We start from the raw sequence: 17,100 nt of genomic DNA on the forward strand, positions 1-17,100 counted from the left end.
GGCAGCGCGGCACTTGTCTTTTATTTTTCGTAGTCCGGTTTTTCAGTAATGATGTAGTCCTTATCACTGCTGACAATCGCACCGTATTTGAGGAAGTTCTTGCCCAGAATCATGCTGTAGTGGAATCGCCCTCTGTCTTGCAGGTTGACGCGAATGATCTTATCCAACTCTCCCAGTCTGACTCGCATTTCGACCACGGGCCGGACATTGGCTTTTTCCCCTTTCTTGGCTTTAATGCGCATCACATCGACTACTTCTCGAGTGAATTCCTGTTTCATCCCGATGTCATTTTCGTAGGTGAACGTCACCATATCTTTGCCATCTTTCTGATATTGCTTGATGTTCTTGGCATTGATGGAGCTGACATCTGCTCCCGTGTCGAGCTTGACCGGAAAAGCCAGATCTTCCACTTGCACCACTTCAATGTGACCCGCTTTGAATAGCGGGCTCGGGCTGAGCAGGTCCTCTGTACGGGTGTTGAGTAGCACACCGCTTTTCGCCATGCTGTGGCCCATGACAAAGAAAGGCTTAGTGTCGCTTTTGCCAAGCTTATCGATCGCAAACTCGAGCTCTTTTTTCTTGTCACCTAACTCGAATAAGCCTTCTACAACCGGACGAACGGATTTGCCGACTTTGAGTTTACGCAGGACAGGTTTGGTCACCGTTTTGACTTTACCTTGGCTGTCTTCGAGCGTGAAGCTGACCTGTTCCTTACCGTTTTTCTTACTGAGCTCAAACTCTTTGACTCTCAGCAGTGGCGTTTTAACGATAAAACTAGGCTGCGCAGGAATACTGAACTCATGATCTATGGTGATGGTCTCTTTGGGAGAGATCACCAATGGCTCAGACTTGAGGGCGGTCTTGAAACTGGTATCGGCTTTTTTGAGCAGGTTTTCCTTATCGGTATCGATAACAAAATGTTCGCTGGCGACATCTCGTCCAAGGCTGATCTGACTGCTTAAATGGCTACGGTCACGCAAATAGACCAGCCAATGCTGAGTGTGGTTTTGGTTGAGCTTGACGGGTAGGTAAACCAGCGGCCGTTCACCATTGCTGGTGTTCAAGATACGGATCAATGGCAGAGTCATGGCTTTACGCTCGCCCTTATCATCTTCCAACTTGAACGAGACTGATTGAGCCTTTTTGTCGATTTTCACATCCAAAGCATGGGCGTTGGAGTAACGACTGGTGGTTGCAACACTGACCTTATAGGGCATGCCGTCAACTTCTACGGTTTCTTTTTTACCGATAACTTGAGCACGAGGTTGCTCTTGCAGGTAATCATAACCTGCCATCACCCAAGCGTTATCTTCAAGAAAGGTTTTACCAATCAGGATGGGTGACGAGAACTGGCTGCGTTTGGTGAGGTTAATCATAGCGTCCACGGTATGGCCACCGATCGTCAGTGGCATTCTTACCGCTGGGCGAAGAATCGGCTTTTCGCTGGTGCGGCTGCGGATGATGCTGATGCGTTCAAGATCATCTTTGATATTGATGTCTTCCCCGGTATACGGGTGGCGAATGGTAAAGGAAATAGTGACCTGATAAGACAAGTAGGTTTCTGTATTTCTCTTCAGCTTGTTTTCACGCCGATCGTTGACCACCGCCCATAGCAGGTCATTGTCGGTCAAATCTTTAAAGTCTGGATGCGTGCTGGTGAGGTGAATGTTTTCAGCATGAATCGAGGTGGTATCGGCGCCTGTATCGATCTTGCCCATAAAGGGTACGCCTTTGAGCTCTGGAATATCGTTGTAGTAGACGTTTTCGATGCGGCCCAGAATCAGTTCGTTGTCCACCTGATAGGCTGGATTTTGTGTGGTGGCGGAAAGGGTCTCAGACCAAGCTTGTGGGGCTGTCATTAGGGCGCCTGTCAAAGTCAGAATCAAAGAGAGCTTCTTCATGCAATAATTTCCCAAACTAAATCAAAGTATCGATAGTTATTAAGTAACTCGAAAAGGTATAACTTACTTAAATATAATGAATATATTTCAATTGCGACTGCAGTTTTGACACAAATGTGCACCGCGTCTATCAGGAGGCGGTGATTTTTTCCGGGCAAGATTTAAAACATTGCAAAATCCATGATTTGCCCCAATGTCTAGAACAGACCAACTCCTTCACATTATAGAATTAAGAGAATCAACGGATGAGCCAAGCTATCTGTCAAATGATTGCTCAAGAACTGAGTGTTCGTACTGAGCAAGTTACCGCTGCTGTTAATCTGATCGATGATGGCAACACGGTGCCATTCATCGCCCGCTATCGAAAAGAAGTGACAGGTGGTCTGGACGATACCCAATTGCGTAATCTCGACAGCCGTCTCTCTTACCTGCGTGAACTGGATGATCGTCGTCAGACGATTCTGAAATCCATTCAGGAGCAGGGCAAACTAACGACTGAGCTCGAAACTGAAATCCATCAGGCGGACAGTAAAACTCGCCTTGAAGACTTGTATCTGCCGTACAAACCTAAGCGCCGCACCAAAGGCCAGATTGCGATTGAAGCTGGTTTGGAACCGCTGGCAGACAAATTGTGGAACGAACCACAGACGGAGCCGGAGCAAGCAGCAGCTCAATACATTGATGCAGACAAAGGTGTTGCAGACACCAAAGCGGCGCTTGATGGCGCGCGTGCCATTGTGATGGAACGTATTGCTGAAGATGCCAACCTGCTGGAAAAAATTCGTACACACCTTAACCGTAACGCTGAGCTGGTGGCTCGCGTTGTGGATGGCAAAGAGCGTGAAGGCGAAAAATTCAAAGATTACTTTGAGCACAACGAAGCCTTGAGCAAGGTGCCATCACACCGTGCGCTGGCTATGTTGCGCGGCCGCAATGAAGGCTTCTTAACATTGGTGATGAATGCTGACCCAGAGCAAGAAGAGGGTGCTCGCCAGTCGTATTGCGAAACCATCATTGCAGATCACTATGGTATTTCCCTTAGCCAAGCCCCAGCGGATGTGTGGCGTAAGCAAGTGATCAGTTGGGCGTGGCGCATCAAGGTGTCGATGCACATGGAAACTGAGCTGATGGGAGCGATGAAAGAGCGTGCTGAAATCGAAGCGATTGAAGTGTTTGCGACAAACCTGAAAGATTTGTTGATGGCGGCTCCAGCAGGTCCGCGAGCCACGTTAGGTCTCGATCCGGGCTTGAGAACAGGGTCGAAAATCGCGGTGGTGGATTCAACAGGTAAAGTGTTAGCAACGGAAATCATTTACCCTCATCCACCGCAAAAACAGTATGACAAATCGGCACAGGTGGTGGCGAAGCTGGTACAGCAGTTCAATGTCGACCTGATCGCCATTGGTAACGGCACGGCTTCGCGTGAAACTGACAGCTTTGTCGCTGATCTGATTAAGCGCAATAACCTCAAAGTGCAGAAGATTATGGTCAGTGAAGCGGGCGCGTCCGTTTATTCGGCGTCTGAGCTGGCTGCCAAAGAGTTCCCGGGTTTGGACGTGTCACTGCGTGGCGCGGTGTCGATTGCTCGTCGTCTGCAAGACCCACTGGCAGAGCTGGTGAAAATCGACCCTAAATCGATTGGTGTTGGTCAGTATCAACACGACGTTAGCCAATCGATGCTGGCTAAGCGTCTGGACGCGGTTGTCGAGGACTGTGTAAACGCCGTCGGTGTCGATGTGAATACGGCGTCTCCTGCGTTGTTAACGCGAGTGGCGGGGCTGTCGAGCACCATTGCGCAGAACATTGTTGACTACCGTGATGAGAATGGCCGCTTTGAAGCACGTACCACACTGAAGAAAGTCGCCCGCCTTGGTCCAAAAGCCTTTGAACAGTGTGCCGGGTTCCTCCGTATTATGGATGGTAAGAACCCGCTGGATGCGTCATCGGTTCACCCAGAAGCGTATCCTGTGGTGAAAGCCATCGCGGAGAAAAACAGCAAAGACGTTCGCGCCTTGATTGGTGATACTCAGTTCCTACGTGGCTTACATGCCGTGGATTACACCGATGACAATTTTGGTGTTCCGACAGTCAGCGACATCATCAAAGAGTTGGACAAACCGGGACGTGACCCTCGCCCTGAATTCAAAACCGCAACGTTCGCCGATGGCGTAAATGAAGTGTCGGATCTCGAACCGGGCATGGTGTTGGAAGGCGTGGTATCCAATGTGGCGAACTTTGGCGCTTTCGTTGATATTGGCGTCCATCAGGATGGCTTAGTGCATATTTCGGCTTTAACTGATCGATTTGTCTCTGATCCTAGAGAAGTCGTGAAGGCGGGTGATATCGTTAAAGTCAAAGTGATGGAAGTGGATATTCAGCGTAAGCGTATTGGTCTGTCTATGCGTCTTAATGATGAGTCGGGTCAAGATAACCGCTCTCAGCGTTCTTCTGCTCCACGTGGTCAACAACGTCAGAGCCAAGGCAACAAAGGTGGCCAACGTCGTCGTGAAGAGCCAGCAAATGGCGCAATGGGCGGGGCATTTGCCGCTGCATTTGCGAAAGCCAAGAAATAGTCTCGGCTAGAAATACAAATCCCCGCAATAGCGGGGATTTTTTTCGGTATTTCCTAATCATTATGCTTAGGTACTACAACACCGCAATTACATCTGAAGGTGTATTGGGTGCAACCGCATCACCGTAGTGAAACTTAATCACAGTTCTGCGCTTGGCCATTTTGCCTTCAGTTATCGCCGCATCGATTATGTGCCTTGGTAACCGAAAGCGCATTGCGTAGCCCTTGCCCTGATCTTCGCTGTAGCTGTCCAGAGCAATCAGCTGGAAAATCCGTTCGAGCGTATCTTTGGGATCTTCCTGATAAGTGGCTTTAACTTCTTCCTGTTCACTGGCTTCATAGCTCGGGTGCTCAGCCGGATCCCAAGAGGATTGTCGTCGCCTTTTATCATCGGCTTTGACTTTACGTTCAGCGTTACTTTTGGTTAATGCCACAGTGGGAGTGACGGGCTCGCGGACTTTATTGTCTCTGGCTGCCTGCTCCGTTTGCACATTAACCGATGGGGCGATCAGCGGTACACTTACGTTCGTAGGTGATACGAGCATTTTAACCTCCTCACGCCCAGCCAGAAAATGCAATAAAACAGCGTTTTCTTGGCTCGCTTATTTATCGGCCTCTATAGTCAAAATTTTAGCGTATTGGATAAAATAATTTTCATTTGTCAGCCGAAAAGCGGATAACTTGCTGACAAAACTCATTAAATTCGGTCATGAATGGTGCGTGCGATGAAGCGCCAAACATATAACTTTCACTGGCCGGCATCAGCGTGTCGACGTCAGTTGCGACTTTGGCTGGCACTAGCCCATCCAAGCGTCCGTATAAACGCAGGGTGGGCACTGAGACATCGGGTAGCGCCTGACGATAATCCACATCGGCAAGCAACTGTAGGCCAGTGAGCAGGGACTGAGGGTTTGGCTCTGGGCGAGACAGGACCGCCTGTTTGAGGGTTTTGACGTCTTGGCGGGCAGAAGGGCTGCCCATTGCTTGCAACGCCATAAAGCGCTCAATGGTGACGCGAAAATCATCTACTAGTTGCTCGGTGAACGCACTCAGAACTTGAGGTTGTATGCCGCGCCAGCGCTTTTCTGCTGAAAACTTAGGTGAGCTAGCAACGGTGATTAGCTTGGTTATACGCTCTGGGTGATTAATCGCGATATGTGTAGCCACCAAGCCACCCAAAGACCAGCCGAGCCAAATCGCATTGTCTGGTGCGTGGTGTAGAACCTGTTGGGCGAGCTCTTCCATCGTTTCGAAGTGTAATTGATGGCTGTGGCCAAACCCCGGTAGATCAACGACGTGCACGCGAAAATGCTGGCTTAACTGCTCAACGGCCTGATGCCAGACAGCACCATTCATTCCCCACCCATGAACTAAGACCAAATCGTCACCTTGACCTGTTGACTGCCAATATGGCGTTGTTGGTTTGATCTCATTCTGTGCCACGTTTTCCATCCTTTACACCTGATTTAAAGCGGTAAGTTAATTATCTAGTTCTCAGATATTGAGCGCCATGTTAACCGATTGGATTAAGAAACACACAGCCTACCTGTTGCCCAGTCATTGTGATTTGTGCCAGATGGCGATCGGAACGCAAGCGGCGCATCCCTTGCTCTGCTGTTTCTGTCAGCGACGTTTTGCGCCAGTTCCTCGCTGCAGACGATGTGGCTTGGCGACCCCTGAATCTGTCGAAATGTGCGGGCAATGTTTAGTTGCCCCGCCACTGTGGGCGTACTTGTATTGTGTTGGAGACTATCAACCACCGCTATCGAGTTACGTTCACCGACTCAAGTACGAAGGCCAGTACTGGCAGGCTAAAACCTTGTCTTTGCTGTTGGTGCCACGCATCGACACTCGACCGGACCTGATTACTTTTGTCCCCTTGCACTGGCGTCGTTACTGTTATCGTGGCTACAACCAAAGTCAGCATCTGGCGTGGCAAATTGGTCGAGAACTGGATGTGCCGTGTGAGGCTCTGTTTGCAAAAATGCGTGCAACGGAAAGGCAACAAGGTATGGATAAAAAGCAGCGCAAGGAGAACGTTCGTCAGGCTTTTCGCCTAAGAAAATCGGTAAATTCCGAGCATGTCGCTATTGTCGATGATGTGTTAACTACGGGCAGTACCGTGCATCAATTATGCAAATTATTGCTTGATGCTGGAGTGAAAACCATTGATATTTACTGCATTTGCCGCACTCCTGAACCTTCTAACCGCTAAAGTGGCGCTGATTTGATCTAAAACGCTAGATCTTGCGGAAATCAGGAGTAAAATGGTGCTTAAATAGCCTACAAATTTACTCAGGTATTCGTCGTGTCAAATCCTATTACTATTACTGAAAATGCCCAGAAACACTTTGCTAACCTTTTGAGCCAACAGCCAGAAGGGACAAACATCCGCGTATTCGTTGTGAATCCGGGGACGCAAAATGCAGAATGTGGCGTTTCTTACTGCCCAACTGAAGCGATTGAAGCTACAGATACTGAGATCAAGTATGAAGGTTTCTCTGCTTACGTTGACGAGCTGAGCTTGCCATTCCTTGAAGACGCGGAAATCGACTTCGTGACAGACAAAATGGGTTCTCAGCTGACGCTGAAAGCGCCAAACGCGAAAATGCGTAAAGTGTCTGACGACGCACCATTGGTTGAGCGTGTTGAATACGTGATTCAAACTCAGGTAAACCCTCAACTAGCAGGGCACGGCGGTCACGTCAATCTGGTAGAAATCACTGAAGACGGTATCGCGATTGTTGCCTTTGGCGGTGGTTGTAACGGTTGTTCTATGGTTGATGTGACACTAAAAGAAGGCATCGAGAAAGAACTGCTGCAACAGTTTGAAGGCGAGTTGAGCGCAGTTCGCGATGCGACTGAGCATGACCGTGGTGAGCACTCTTACTACTGATAACTGGCTAAATAACAGATTTAACCATATGCAATACAAGGGGTTGACGAAAAAGTCAGCCCTTTTTTGTTTTCAAACATGACAGTTTTCTCATATATTAAAGACTTCCTCTACGGCTAAGGAGTAAGCAAGTGGCTAAACGGAACCCACCAGAAATTCTGGCAAAACAAACTGTAGCTCAATCCAAATTGTTTGCCGTTGAAGCGCTTGATTTACGCTTTAGCAATGGTGTCGAACGCACCTACGAACGCATGAAACCGAGTGGTCGTAACGCGGTGATGATGGTGCCAGTAACTGCAGAGGGAGATATATTGCTGGTTCGCGAATATGCCGCAGGTACCGAACGTTATGAACTCGGCTTTCCTAAAGGGTTGATCGATGCTGGAGAGTCGCCAGCAGAAGCCGCCGACAGAGAGCTGAAAGAAGAAATCGGCTTCGGGACCAACAAGCTGACACCATTGAAAGATGTAGTGCTCGCGCCTTCTTATTTCTCGAGCAAAATGACCCTGTTTATCGCAGAGGATCTATACTCAGAACAGTTAGAAGGGGATGAACCTGAACCTTTGGAAGTAATTCGCTGGCCACTTGCCCAGGCAGAAGAGCTTCTGACTCACCTCGATTTTTGTGAGGCGCGCAGTATTACCGCGCTAATGCTTGCTCTACGTATATTAAAACCATAATCAATGTAGAGCGTGAAGGATTGACTATGCCAATGACAGAAGACCTTTCCCACCATTTGCCTGCCGTGATTGATATTGCCCGCTCGGCAGGCCAGTTAATTCTCGATATTTACGAGAAGAAAGAATACCAAGCCTACACCAAAAGTGATGAAACACCGGTGACCAGTGCGGACATCGCGGCACATAAACTGATCATGGAAAAGTTGTCCGATCTGACGCCGGATATTCCCGTGTTATCGGAAGAAGCCGCTGATATCAGCCTTGATAAGCGCTCGCAATGGAGCCGCTATTGGTTGGTGGACCCGTTAGATGGGACACAGGAGTTTATTGCCCGTAGTGGCGATTTCGCAACTATCATCGCATTGGTTGAGAATCACCAACCAGTCATGGGGGTGGTGCATGGCCCAGTGTCTGGCGTGACGTATTATGCCTACAAAGACAAAGGGGCATGGAAAATCCCAGACATGGACGAAAGTGTGCGGATTAAGACCCACAACCATGATGGTCAGGCGCATCCGATTGCGATTGCGATCAGCCGTCGCCAAGACATCAATCGTATTACCAGTCGCATGAGCAGTGGTTGGAATTATGATTTGGTGCCATTGGGCTCTGCGGCGCTTAAAGCGTGCTTAGTGGCGGAAGGCGCGGTGGATTGCTACCTACGTCTTGGGCCGACTGGGGAGTGGGACACTGCGGCGACTCAGTGTATCGTCGAAGAGGCGGGCGGCCGGATCCTCAGTACTCAGCTTGAGCCTCTGTCTTATAATGAGCGTGAAACCTTGGAAAACCCTAACTTCATTGTTCTTGGCGATGAACGGCTACCTTGGGACGAGATCCTTCAGGTGAAAGATTAGCTAAGCTAAAGCGCTTGTGGCTCTGCTTATACTCTCACTCTGCAAATAAAAAGGGTTGGTCATTGTGTACCAACCCTTTCCACGTTTCTTACTATGCCTTCGAATACATGTCTCGGTCTCCCAGCCAGCGGTCGATAATCGCGGCTGCATTGTCTGGGAAGTTATCATGAATATGACGTGCGACACGCTGCACTTCAGGGATTAAATGCTGATCCCGGATTAAATCGGCAATCTTAAAGTCAGCCATTCCGGTCTGCTTGGTCCCCAGTAGTTCTCCGGGGCCGCGAATTTCCAAATCGCGCTGCGCAATGACAAAGCCATCATTGCTCTCACGAAGCACGCCTAAACGCTTTTGTGCGGTTTTAGACAATGGAGAATGGTAGAGCAGCACACAATGGCTGGCGACGCTGCCTCGACCCACTCGACCGCGCAGCTGGTGCAGCTGAGCCAGTCCCAATCGCTCTGGGTTTTCAATGATCATTAAGCTTGAGTTAGGGACGTCCACACCCACTTCGATTACGGTCGTCGCGACCAATAGGTGCAGCTTGTTGTCTTTAAAGTCCTGCATGACCGACTGCTTCTCCGCCGGTTTCATTCGGCCATGCACTAAGCCTATTTTAACGTCAGGCAGTTTTCTTTGTAGCTCTTCAGCGGTATCAGCAGCAGCTTGAGCTTCTAAAACTTCTGACTCATCAATCAGGGTACACACCCAATAGGCCTGCTTCCCTTCATTGAGGCAGGCGTTGCGAACACGTTCGACAATATCATCTCGCTTGGTATCCGGGATGGCGACGGTCTGAATTGGTGTTCGGCCCGGTGGTAGTTCATCAATGACGGAGGTCTCGAGATCGGCATAAGCAGTCATCGCCAGTGTGCGCGGAATCGGTGTCGCCGTCATGATCAATTGATGAGGAAAAGCGCCTTGCTTTTCGCCTTTCTCTCTCAGTTCAAGGCGCTGGTGGACACCGAACCTGTGTTGCTCATCAATGATGACCAACGCAAGATGATGAAAGGCGACGTGCTCCTGAAACAGAGCATGGGTACCGACCACCATTTGTGCTTCGCCACTGGCAATTTTCGCTAGCTCGGCTTCTTTGGCTTTACCTTTTAACTTACCTGCAAGCCAGCCAACGTTTATGCCCATCGGTTCCAGCCACTGAGCAAAGTTGATCGCGTGCTGCTCGGCCAGCAGTTCAGTCGGCGCCATTAACGCCACTTGGTAACCATGCTCCAGAGCTCGTAGCGCTGCTAATGCCGCGACTAAGGTTTTACCGGAACCGACATCCCCTTGAACCAGACGCATCATCGGGTGAGGCTTCTCAAGGTCTTGCTCAATTTCGGCGACAACGCGTGATTGTGCTTTGGTTGGGGTAAACGGTAATTGATCGAGTAATTGCTGTTTAAGTTGGTTACGTTCAGCCAGCGGCAGAGCAACATCTTGCTGACCTTTGCTACGGACGGAAAGCATGGAGAGATTCTGAGCCAGCAGCTCTTCCATAATCAGGCGTATTTGCGCTGGGTGTTTACCCTCATCAAATGCCTGCAAATCAATATCTGGTGTCGGACGGTGAATGGTGTGCAGCGCCTGAGCGAGCGAAACTTGCTGGTTATACAGACCAGCGGGTAAAAGCTCTTGGACCGCGGCTTTGTCAATCAAGGCTAATGCTTGATCGGTCAGATTGCGTAAGGTGATTTGGCGCAAGCCGTCTGTGGTCGGGTAAACCGGCGTCAGGTTCTGCTCCACTTCTGCAGGCTGATTGGGGGCATAAAATTTGTAATCCGGATGGACGATTTCTAACCCGAAGCTGCCGCGTTTGACTTCACCATAGGCGTGAACGGTTTTACCTTCGGCAAAATTATTCTTCATTGCAGCGGTGAAATTGAAAAAGCGCAGTGTAATGGTGCCATTGCCATCACTGATTTTTACCGTCAGCATTTTGCGTTTGCCAAACAAGGTATCGGCGCTCATCACTTTCCCTTGTACTGCGGCCCATAATCCAGCATGCAGTTTGACGATAGGGTAAATGCGTGTGCGATCTTCGTAACGAAGCGGTAAGTGGAAAAGCAGATCTTGTACTGAATTGAGCCCGACTTTTGCCAGCTTTTCCGCGACTTTGGCACCAACGCCAGTCAGAGAAGTGAGAGGAACAGCAGATAGCAATTGGGACATAACAAAGCTCGGTAAGTTATTCAGTAAGTTACATAGGCGATTACCCTAATAGTTAACCACCGAGCTGTGTTTTTGTACAGGAGAAAATGGCGCGCCTTGCATGACGCTAAGCGATGGGATTATTTCTTCTGCATTTCCTGCCACCATGCTTCGTCCGCGACAATCTGGCCTTGTTCGTCGAGTGGTGGGTAAGCTAAGCCTTTGCGCTTGGCGACTTTAGCTAAAACAGGGTGGCCACGCTCAAACAGAATGCGATGAATGGTTTCTTGCGGTAAGTTGCTGACCTGATTGTCGTACATACCGGCCGCTTGGCGTTGGCGCTGAGCCTCGTACATGATAACCGCGCTGGCAACGGAGACATTGAGCGACTGCACCATGCCAATCATCGGGATGATGATGTCTTGATCCGCCAGTTGCTTGGCCTCTTCGGAAGCGCCAATTTTCTCGCTACCAAGAATAATGGCCGTCGGCTTGGTGTAGTCGATCTCACGAAAGTCGACCGCAGTGTCAGACAGATTGGTGACCAATATCTGCATGCCCTGATCTTTCAGCTCGGTAACCGCTTTGTCGATAGAGTCGTGGGTTTCCACTTCAACCCAGTTACGGGCACCGGCAGAGGTATGGCTAAGAGTGCGCATATCATTCGGCCACACGGCATGGATCTTGTGGATGCCTGTCGCATCGGCAGTTCTGATCACCGCAGATACGTTGTTGGGCTTATGGACTTCCTCAAGACAGAAAGTCAGGTCAGCCTGACGGGACTTAAGGACTTGTTGGATTCGGTTGTAGCGTTCTAAGTTCATAATGGCAGTAAAACAAAAGCCCTTGAAACGGTCATTTCAAGGGCATTTTTCTTCGAGAAAAGAGATTAGTTTTTACGACGTCGCACTTTCAATGTGTGTGGCATCGCTTTGATTTTCCGCATGATTCCAGCGAGGTGGACACGATCTTTTGTTGTCAGAAGTACGGTCACTGTGTACAGGCGGCCATCTTTTTCTTCTGTGGAAAGACCATGAATATTCGACCCTGTTTGGGAAATTACATTGGTCAATTCAGCCAGAGCACCCTGACGGTTCTGTACATCGACATTCAGTTCAGTAATGAACTCTTGATCGTAGTCTTCAGACCATTCCACTGCCATGTACTTATCCGGTTCTTTCTGATAACCGCGTACGTTTGGACAAGTTTCACGGTGTACCACTAGGCCGCGACCCGGTGAAACGTGCGCAATGATGTGATCGTCTGGAATCGGGTGACAACAGTTGGCGAAGGTCAGAAGCAGCCCTTCCGCTCCACGGATTGGCAGTTTCTTCTTCGGCTTATTGCTATCGCTGCTGGCTACTTCGGTTAGCTCATCGACATCACCCAGTAAGCGACGAGCAATAACAATACTCATCAGCTCACCCAAGCCGATATCCGCCAGCAGGTCTTCCACGCTGTCGACTTTCAGCTCAGAAAGGACATGATTGATGTTCTCTTCGTCGATATCAGACAGAGACAGATCACCAAGTGCATGGTTAAGCAGGCGACGACCTAGCGTCACTGACTCTTCACGGCGCATGGTTTTCAGAACCTGACGGATCTTAGTGCGCGCACGAGAAGTCACTACATAGTTCAGCCAAGCGGCATTTGGACGTGCGCCAGGCGCACTGATGATTTCGATCGTCTGTCCGTTTTTAAGCGCTTTGCTGAGTGGATACGGGTTACGGTCAACACGTGCACCCACACAGGTATTACCCACATCAGTGTGTACCGCATAAGCAAAATCAACCGCAGTTGCGCCAACAGGCAGTTCGACAATGCGTCCTTTCGGTGTGAAGACGTAAATCTCATCAGGGAAGAGGTCAGACTTAACATTTTCGATAAATTCGAAAGAGTTACCCGCGCTCTGTTGCAGCTCAAGCAGGCTTTGCATCCAGCGCTGAGCTTTGACCTGTGCTGTTGTACCGGTGCGATCACCACTACCTTTATAAGACCAGTGTGCAGCGACACCTTTGTCTGCCATTTGATCCATATCTTCGGTACGGATCTGCACTTCAACCGGCACACCGTGTGGGCCAACCATTGACGTGTGGATAGACTGGTAGCCGTTCGCTTTTGGTACCGCAATGTAATCTTTCATACGGCCCGGGCGTGGCTTGTACAGGCTGTGGACCTGACCCAGTACGCGATAACAGGTATCGGCATCTTCAACCACAACACGGAAAGCGTAGATATCCATGATGGTGTGGAAACGCTGCTCTTTAGTCTTCATCTTGTTGTAGATGGAGAACAGGTTCTTCTCACGACCAAATACACGAGCTTTCAGGCCAACGTCTTCAAGACGGCCTTCAATTTCGGTATGGATACGCTGAATCATCTCTTTACGGTTACCACGCGCCGATCGCACCACTTCTTTCAGAACGCGATAGCGGTTCGGGTACAGGGCTTCGAAACCTAACTCTTCAAGTTCGGTTTTGATGTTGTGGATACCAAGACGGTGAGCGAGTGGAGAATAGATTTCCAGCGTTTCACGGGCGATGCGACGCTTTTTGTCAGCACGTAAAGCACCCAAAGTGCGCATGTTGTGCGTACGGTCAGCCAGTTTGATCAGAATAACGCGAATGTCTTGCACCATGGCAAGGACCATTTTGCGGAAGTTCTCAGCCTGAGCTTCTTTGCGATCTCGAAATTTAAGCTTATCCAGCTTAGATACACCATCGACCAGTTCGGCCACTGTAGTACCAAATTGAGTTTCTAACTCTTCTTTGGTGACTTCAGTATCTTCAATCACATCGTGAAGAAGGGCGGCTTGCAGCGTTTCAATATCAAGGCGCATTTCCGCCAAGATACGAGCTACAGCAACAGGGTGGATGATATAAGGTTCACCGCTTGAGCGGGTCTGCCCTTCATGGGCATCTTTCGCTACCACATAAGATTGACGCAGAGCCTCAACTTGAGGCTCTGATAGGTATTCTTGGGCAACGTCTTTTAGGCTATCGAATAGATACAAACTTTAGGCCCGGAAGATAGTTGATGAGAAGGAAGTCAGATTAACGACTGTGAGCAATGCTGCTTACGGCTGCTAGTTCTGCTGCTTCTTGTTCCTGCTGTTCCTGACGCTCACGAGCATCTAGGATTTCTTTAGTGATCAGGCCTTCTTCGATTTCGCGTAGAGCGATAACCGTTGCCTTATCATTCTCTTCTGGCACTAGTGAATCTTTACCGCCAGTTTGCATTTGACGAGCGCGGCGAGCCGCAATGAGAACTAGGTCGAAACGGTTGCCAACTTTTTCAACAGCGTCTTGAACAGTTACGCGTGCCATGAGGACTCCAAATTAGTTAACTAAAATTTTGTATGACGAGAAATTATACAGTCTCAGTGTTCCCAGTGTCTAGATCAGAGTAGGCAGAGACAGTATTTCTTGATAAACAGCTTGTTAACAAGCCAGTTTATTCTGCTAAAAGCGCGTCAAGCATGCCTTTATATTTAGCAGCTTGCTTATCTTGCTTCAATCTTTCTGCACGGATGATGGCTTTAAAGTCCATCAGTGCGCTATCGAAATCGTCATTGACGATCACATAGTCGTATTCGTTGTAGTGTGAAATTTCTGATTTTGCTTCGGCCATGCGCTTAGCAATTACGGCTTCGCTATCTTGACCGCGTGCATTAAGGCGTCGCTCTAGCTCACCATTTGATGGTGGCAGAATAAAGATGCTTTGTGCCTGAGGCATCTGTTCGCGGATCTGACGAGCACCTTGCCAGTCGATATCAAGGAAGACATCGATACCTTTATCGAGATTCTCTTCAATCCACGGACGTGAAGTGCCGTAGTAGTTACCAAACACTTCGGCGTACTCAAGGAAAGCTCCTTGGCCGATCAGCTCTTCGAAGTACTCTTTCTGGACAAAATGGTAGTGGACACCATCTTGTTCACCCGGGCGCATACCACGTGTCGTGTGCGATACAGACACTTTCATTGCGTAAGTCGGATTGGTTTCCAGCATGGCTGAAATCAAGCTCGATTTACCCGCGCCGCTTGGTGCAGATACGATATAAAGAGTGCCTTTGCCCATAGGTACAATTCCACGTTTGGTTTGATCTTGCCGACTTGGAAAGCCGACATGTTAAAGATAGCACCGACCTTGAAGGATCACCGAAGTGGTGAAAATTAGGTCAGAAAAATGGAGGCGAAGAGTAGCATGATCCTAAGGATCTTCACAAGCATTTGAATGGAGAGTTGCCGCTTTTTAAATGCAGATGATCGGCGCTTTTTCCTCCTCCGAAATTCTCAATTGAATGACCCTGACTGATTTCAATTTCTCCTTACCAATCAGCCTTTTAAATGAGTTGATGTGCGGTTAAATTCTTTTTTGTCTAATTTTTGAACATAATTAACTGATTTATTTATGATTTAGACAATAGATTGAATTTCTATAGCACACTTTTTTTCGATAATCGTTGCTTATGAATAAATTTTAATGATAATTATTTTCATTTGCGATCTTATGCAACCAAAAGAAAGGAGTGGCAAATTATGACGGCCATCAGCCCTGTGGATATCAACGAAGTGGACAGCATGTATCGAGAGCATCATGGCTGGCTTTCGTTGTTTATTCAGCGGAGATTGAGTTGCCCTCAAGTCAGTGCCGATCTGGTCCAAGACACGTATTTGCGCCTTCTTGTCAGCGGCAAATTGCCCGAGCGTAAAGATTCACGTCGCTACCTGACGCACATTGCCAAAGGCTTAGTGATTGACCTCTATCGCCGCCGCCGGATTGAAACCGCCTATTTAGAGCTGCTTGAACAACAGCCCGAAGACGTGGCGTCATCGCCGGAAACTCAAACCATGATGGTTGAAGTGCTGGTGGAGATTGATGCCATGTTGCACAAATTGCCATTTAAGGTCCGTCAGGCTTTGATCCTCAGGCAGATGGAAGGCTTGAGTTACAAGGAAATCGCTCAGCGTCTCGACGTGTCGGTTTCTTCAGTGGAGAAATACGTCGCCAAAGCGTTGCAAGGTTGCATGTTGGCTGCCATGGAAGGTTATTACTGAACATGGAGCGCGTATCTCGCAAATCAATTGAACAGGCGTCATTGTGGATGGCACGGATGTGGTCGGACGATGTGACAGAGCAGGATAAGCGTGCATTTCATCTTTGGCGCACTCGTCATCCAGATAATGATTATGCTTGGCGGCAAATGGAGTCGTTACAGCAAAAATTTACCTCCCTGCCGGATCCACAGTCGGGTAGCAAGGTGTTAGGGACCTATCGTCAACGCGTATCACGCAGGCAAGTATTGATTTGGGGCGGCGTTTCTCTAGCCACCATGAGTTTAGTGCTTTCCAGTGATGCAGCCATGCCACAAGGTGAAACGGAATACGCCTCCGCCACTGGAGAAATCAAGCCGATAAAGCTGTCGGATGGCACCGTGGTCGTACTTAATACCGCCAGTCGCATGCGTGTCGATTTCAATCAACATCAAAGAATTATCCGCCTGATGGAAGGTGAAATTATGGTCACCACTGGCCATCACCTGACGCCTTTCCATGTCATCACTCCACAGGGCAGCGTGACGCCGATTGGGACTAAGTTCAGTGTTCGTCTCGAACCTGAACAGACGCGGGTCAGTGTGTTCGAAGGCGAAGTCATCGCGAAGTCTCAGCAACAGGCACAAGGCCAGCACCTGCTCGCTGGGGAGAAAAGCGAGTTTAGCGCTTACCATCAAGGCCGAAAACAGAGCTTGCTCGCCACGGATGCGTTGTGGTTAGAAGAAAAAATCCTCGCCCACGATACGCCGTTACCGGAGTTTATTGCTGAGCTGTCCCGTTATCGCCGCGGCGTGATCAAGGTGTCCCCTGAGCTATCAGCGTTGCGTATCTCCGGTGTGTACTCGATTCGCGATACCGACCAAACACTGGAAAATCTGCGTCAGATCTTGCCGATTGAAGTGCACTTCCGTACTCGCTTTTGGGTCAGTATTGCTAGCAAAAGAGCGTGAATTACTGACAACTTGCATAATTTTTCTCTTATTGATTGAGGCTT

At 49.0% G+C, this 17,100-nt stretch carries 15 protein-coding genes; 7 read left to right on the forward strand and 8 right to left on the reverse strand.

The genetic code is table 11. The features are described 5' to 3' along the window. Positions 1 to 20: 20 nt before the first annotated feature. Positions 21 to 1,901 (reverse strand): RimK/LysX family protein, encoded by a 1,881-nt coding sequence (locus F0265_RS18365; protein WP_171749951.1) that lies wholly within the window; start codon positions 1,899 to 1,901, stop codon positions 21 to 23. 245 nt (positions 1,902 to 2,146) lie between these two features. Between F0265_RS18365 and F0265_RS18370 the strand changes: the two genes are divergently transcribed. Further along, entirely contained in the window at positions 2,147 to 4,474 is a 2,328-nt protein-coding gene (locus F0265_RS18370; protein ID WP_171749952.1) for a Tex family protein, read from the forward strand. Between the two features lie 73 nt (positions 4,475 to 4,547). Here the strand turns inward: F0265_RS18370 and F0265_RS18375 are convergent, their stop codons facing one another. Together F0265_RS18375 and bioH are read right to left on the reverse strand one after the other, a co-directional pair. Further along, the gene (locus tag F0265_RS18375) at positions 4,548 to 5,018 is read right to left on the reverse strand and encodes a hypothetical protein (protein WP_006957199.1); all 471 of its coding nucleotides are present in this window, start codon (positions 5,016 to 5,018) and stop codon (positions 4,548 to 4,550) included. A gap of 109 nt (positions 5,019 to 5,127) precedes the next feature. Continuing rightward, a complete protein-coding gene (gene bioH, locus F0265_RS18380) occupies positions 5,128 to 5,925 on the reverse strand; it encodes a pimeloyl-ACP methyl ester esterase BioH (RefSeq protein WP_171749953.1) in 798 nt (265 codons plus the stop codon). Positions 5,926 to 5,983: 58 nt separating this feature from the next. Here bioH and F0265_RS18385 point away from each other — a divergent pair, with 58 nt between their 5' ends. The 4 genes from F0265_RS18385 (at position 5,984) to cysQ (ending at position 8,903) form a co-directional block, all read left to right on the forward strand. Then, entirely contained in the window at positions 5,984 to 6,688 is a 705-nt protein-coding gene (locus F0265_RS18385; RefSeq protein ID WP_171749954.1) for a phosphoribosyltransferase family protein, read from the forward strand. Between the two features lie 93 nt (positions 6,689 to 6,781). Beyond that, complete coding sequence (gene nfuA, locus F0265_RS18390; RefSeq protein WP_006957194.1) at positions 6,782 to 7,369, forward strand: Fe-S biogenesis protein NfuA; 588 nt, start codon at positions 6,782 to 6,784, stop codon at positions 7,367 to 7,369. A 131-nt stretch (positions 7,370 to 7,500) separates the two neighbouring features. After that, positions 7,501 to 8,049 carry an ADP compounds hydrolase NudE gene (gene nudE / locus F0265_RS18395; protein ID WP_006957191.1) on the forward strand — a complete coding sequence of 183 codons (549 nt, stop codon included), beginning with the start codon at positions 7,501 to 7,503 and terminating at the stop codon, positions 8,047 to 8,049. A 26-nt stretch (positions 8,050 to 8,075) separates the two neighbouring features. Further along, complete coding sequence (gene cysQ, locus F0265_RS18400) at positions 8,076 to 8,903, forward strand: 3'(2'),5'-bisphosphate nucleotidase CysQ (protein WP_171749955.1); 828 nt, start codon at positions 8,076 to 8,078, stop codon at positions 8,901 to 8,903. A 91-nt stretch (positions 8,904 to 8,994) separates the two neighbouring features. Here the strand turns inward: cysQ and recG are convergent, their stop codons facing one another. The 5 genes from recG to gmk all read right to left on the reverse strand — a co-directional run bounded on the left by recG (position 8,995) and on the right by gmk (position 15,129). After that, positions 8,995 to 11,073 (reverse strand): ATP-dependent DNA helicase RecG, encoded by a 2,079-nt coding sequence (gene recG, locus F0265_RS18405; RefSeq protein WP_171749956.1) that lies wholly within the window; start codon positions 11,071 to 11,073, stop codon positions 8,995 to 8,997. A 119-nt stretch (positions 11,074 to 11,192) separates the two neighbouring features. Further along, a complete protein-coding gene (gene trmH, locus F0265_RS18410; RefSeq protein ID WP_171749957.1) occupies positions 11,193 to 11,876 on the reverse strand; it encodes a tRNA (guanosine(18)-2'-O)-methyltransferase TrmH in 684 nt (227 codons plus the stop codon). A gap of 65 nt (positions 11,877 to 11,941) precedes the next feature. Then, a complete protein-coding gene (gene spoT / locus F0265_RS18415; protein ID WP_171349190.1) occupies positions 11,942 to 14,065 on the reverse strand; it encodes a bifunctional GTP diphosphokinase/guanosine-3',5'-bis pyrophosphate 3'-pyrophosphohydrolase in 2,124 nt (707 codons plus the stop codon). Between the two features lie 40 nt (positions 14,066 to 14,105). After that, a complete protein-coding gene (gene rpoZ / locus F0265_RS18420) occupies positions 14,106 to 14,378 on the reverse strand; it encodes a DNA-directed RNA polymerase subunit omega (protein ID WP_006957184.1) in 273 nt (90 codons plus the stop codon). 127 nt (positions 14,379 to 14,505) lie between these two features. Then, on the reverse strand, positions 14,506 to 15,129 hold the full coding sequence (gene gmk, locus F0265_RS18425) for a guanylate kinase (protein ID WP_045986825.1): 624 nt from the start codon (positions 15,127 to 15,129) through the stop codon (positions 14,506 to 14,508). A gap of 461 nt (positions 15,130 to 15,590) precedes the next feature. On the opposite strand from gmk, the gene F0265_RS18430 reads away from it, so the two are divergent. Together F0265_RS18430 and F0265_RS18435 are read left to right on the forward strand one after the other, a co-directional pair. Then, positions 15,591 to 16,109: a sigma-70 family RNA polymerase sigma factor gene (locus tag F0265_RS18430; protein WP_019276592.1), complete on the forward strand. Its 519-nt coding sequence runs from the start codon at positions 15,591 to 15,593 to the stop codon at positions 16,107 to 16,109. Between the two features lie 2 nt (positions 16,110 to 16,111). Then, the gene (locus F0265_RS18435) at positions 16,112 to 17,056 is read left to right on the forward strand and encodes a FecR domain-containing protein (RefSeq protein WP_171749958.1); all 945 of its coding nucleotides are present in this window, start codon (positions 16,112 to 16,114) and stop codon (positions 17,054 to 17,056) included. Positions 17,057 to 17,100 lie beyond the last annotated feature (44 nt).

The sequence above is a fragment of the Vibrio sp. RE88 genome (assembly GCF_013113835.1).
Lineage (GTDB): Bacteria > Pseudomonadota > Gammaproteobacteria > Enterobacterales > Vibrionaceae > Vibrio.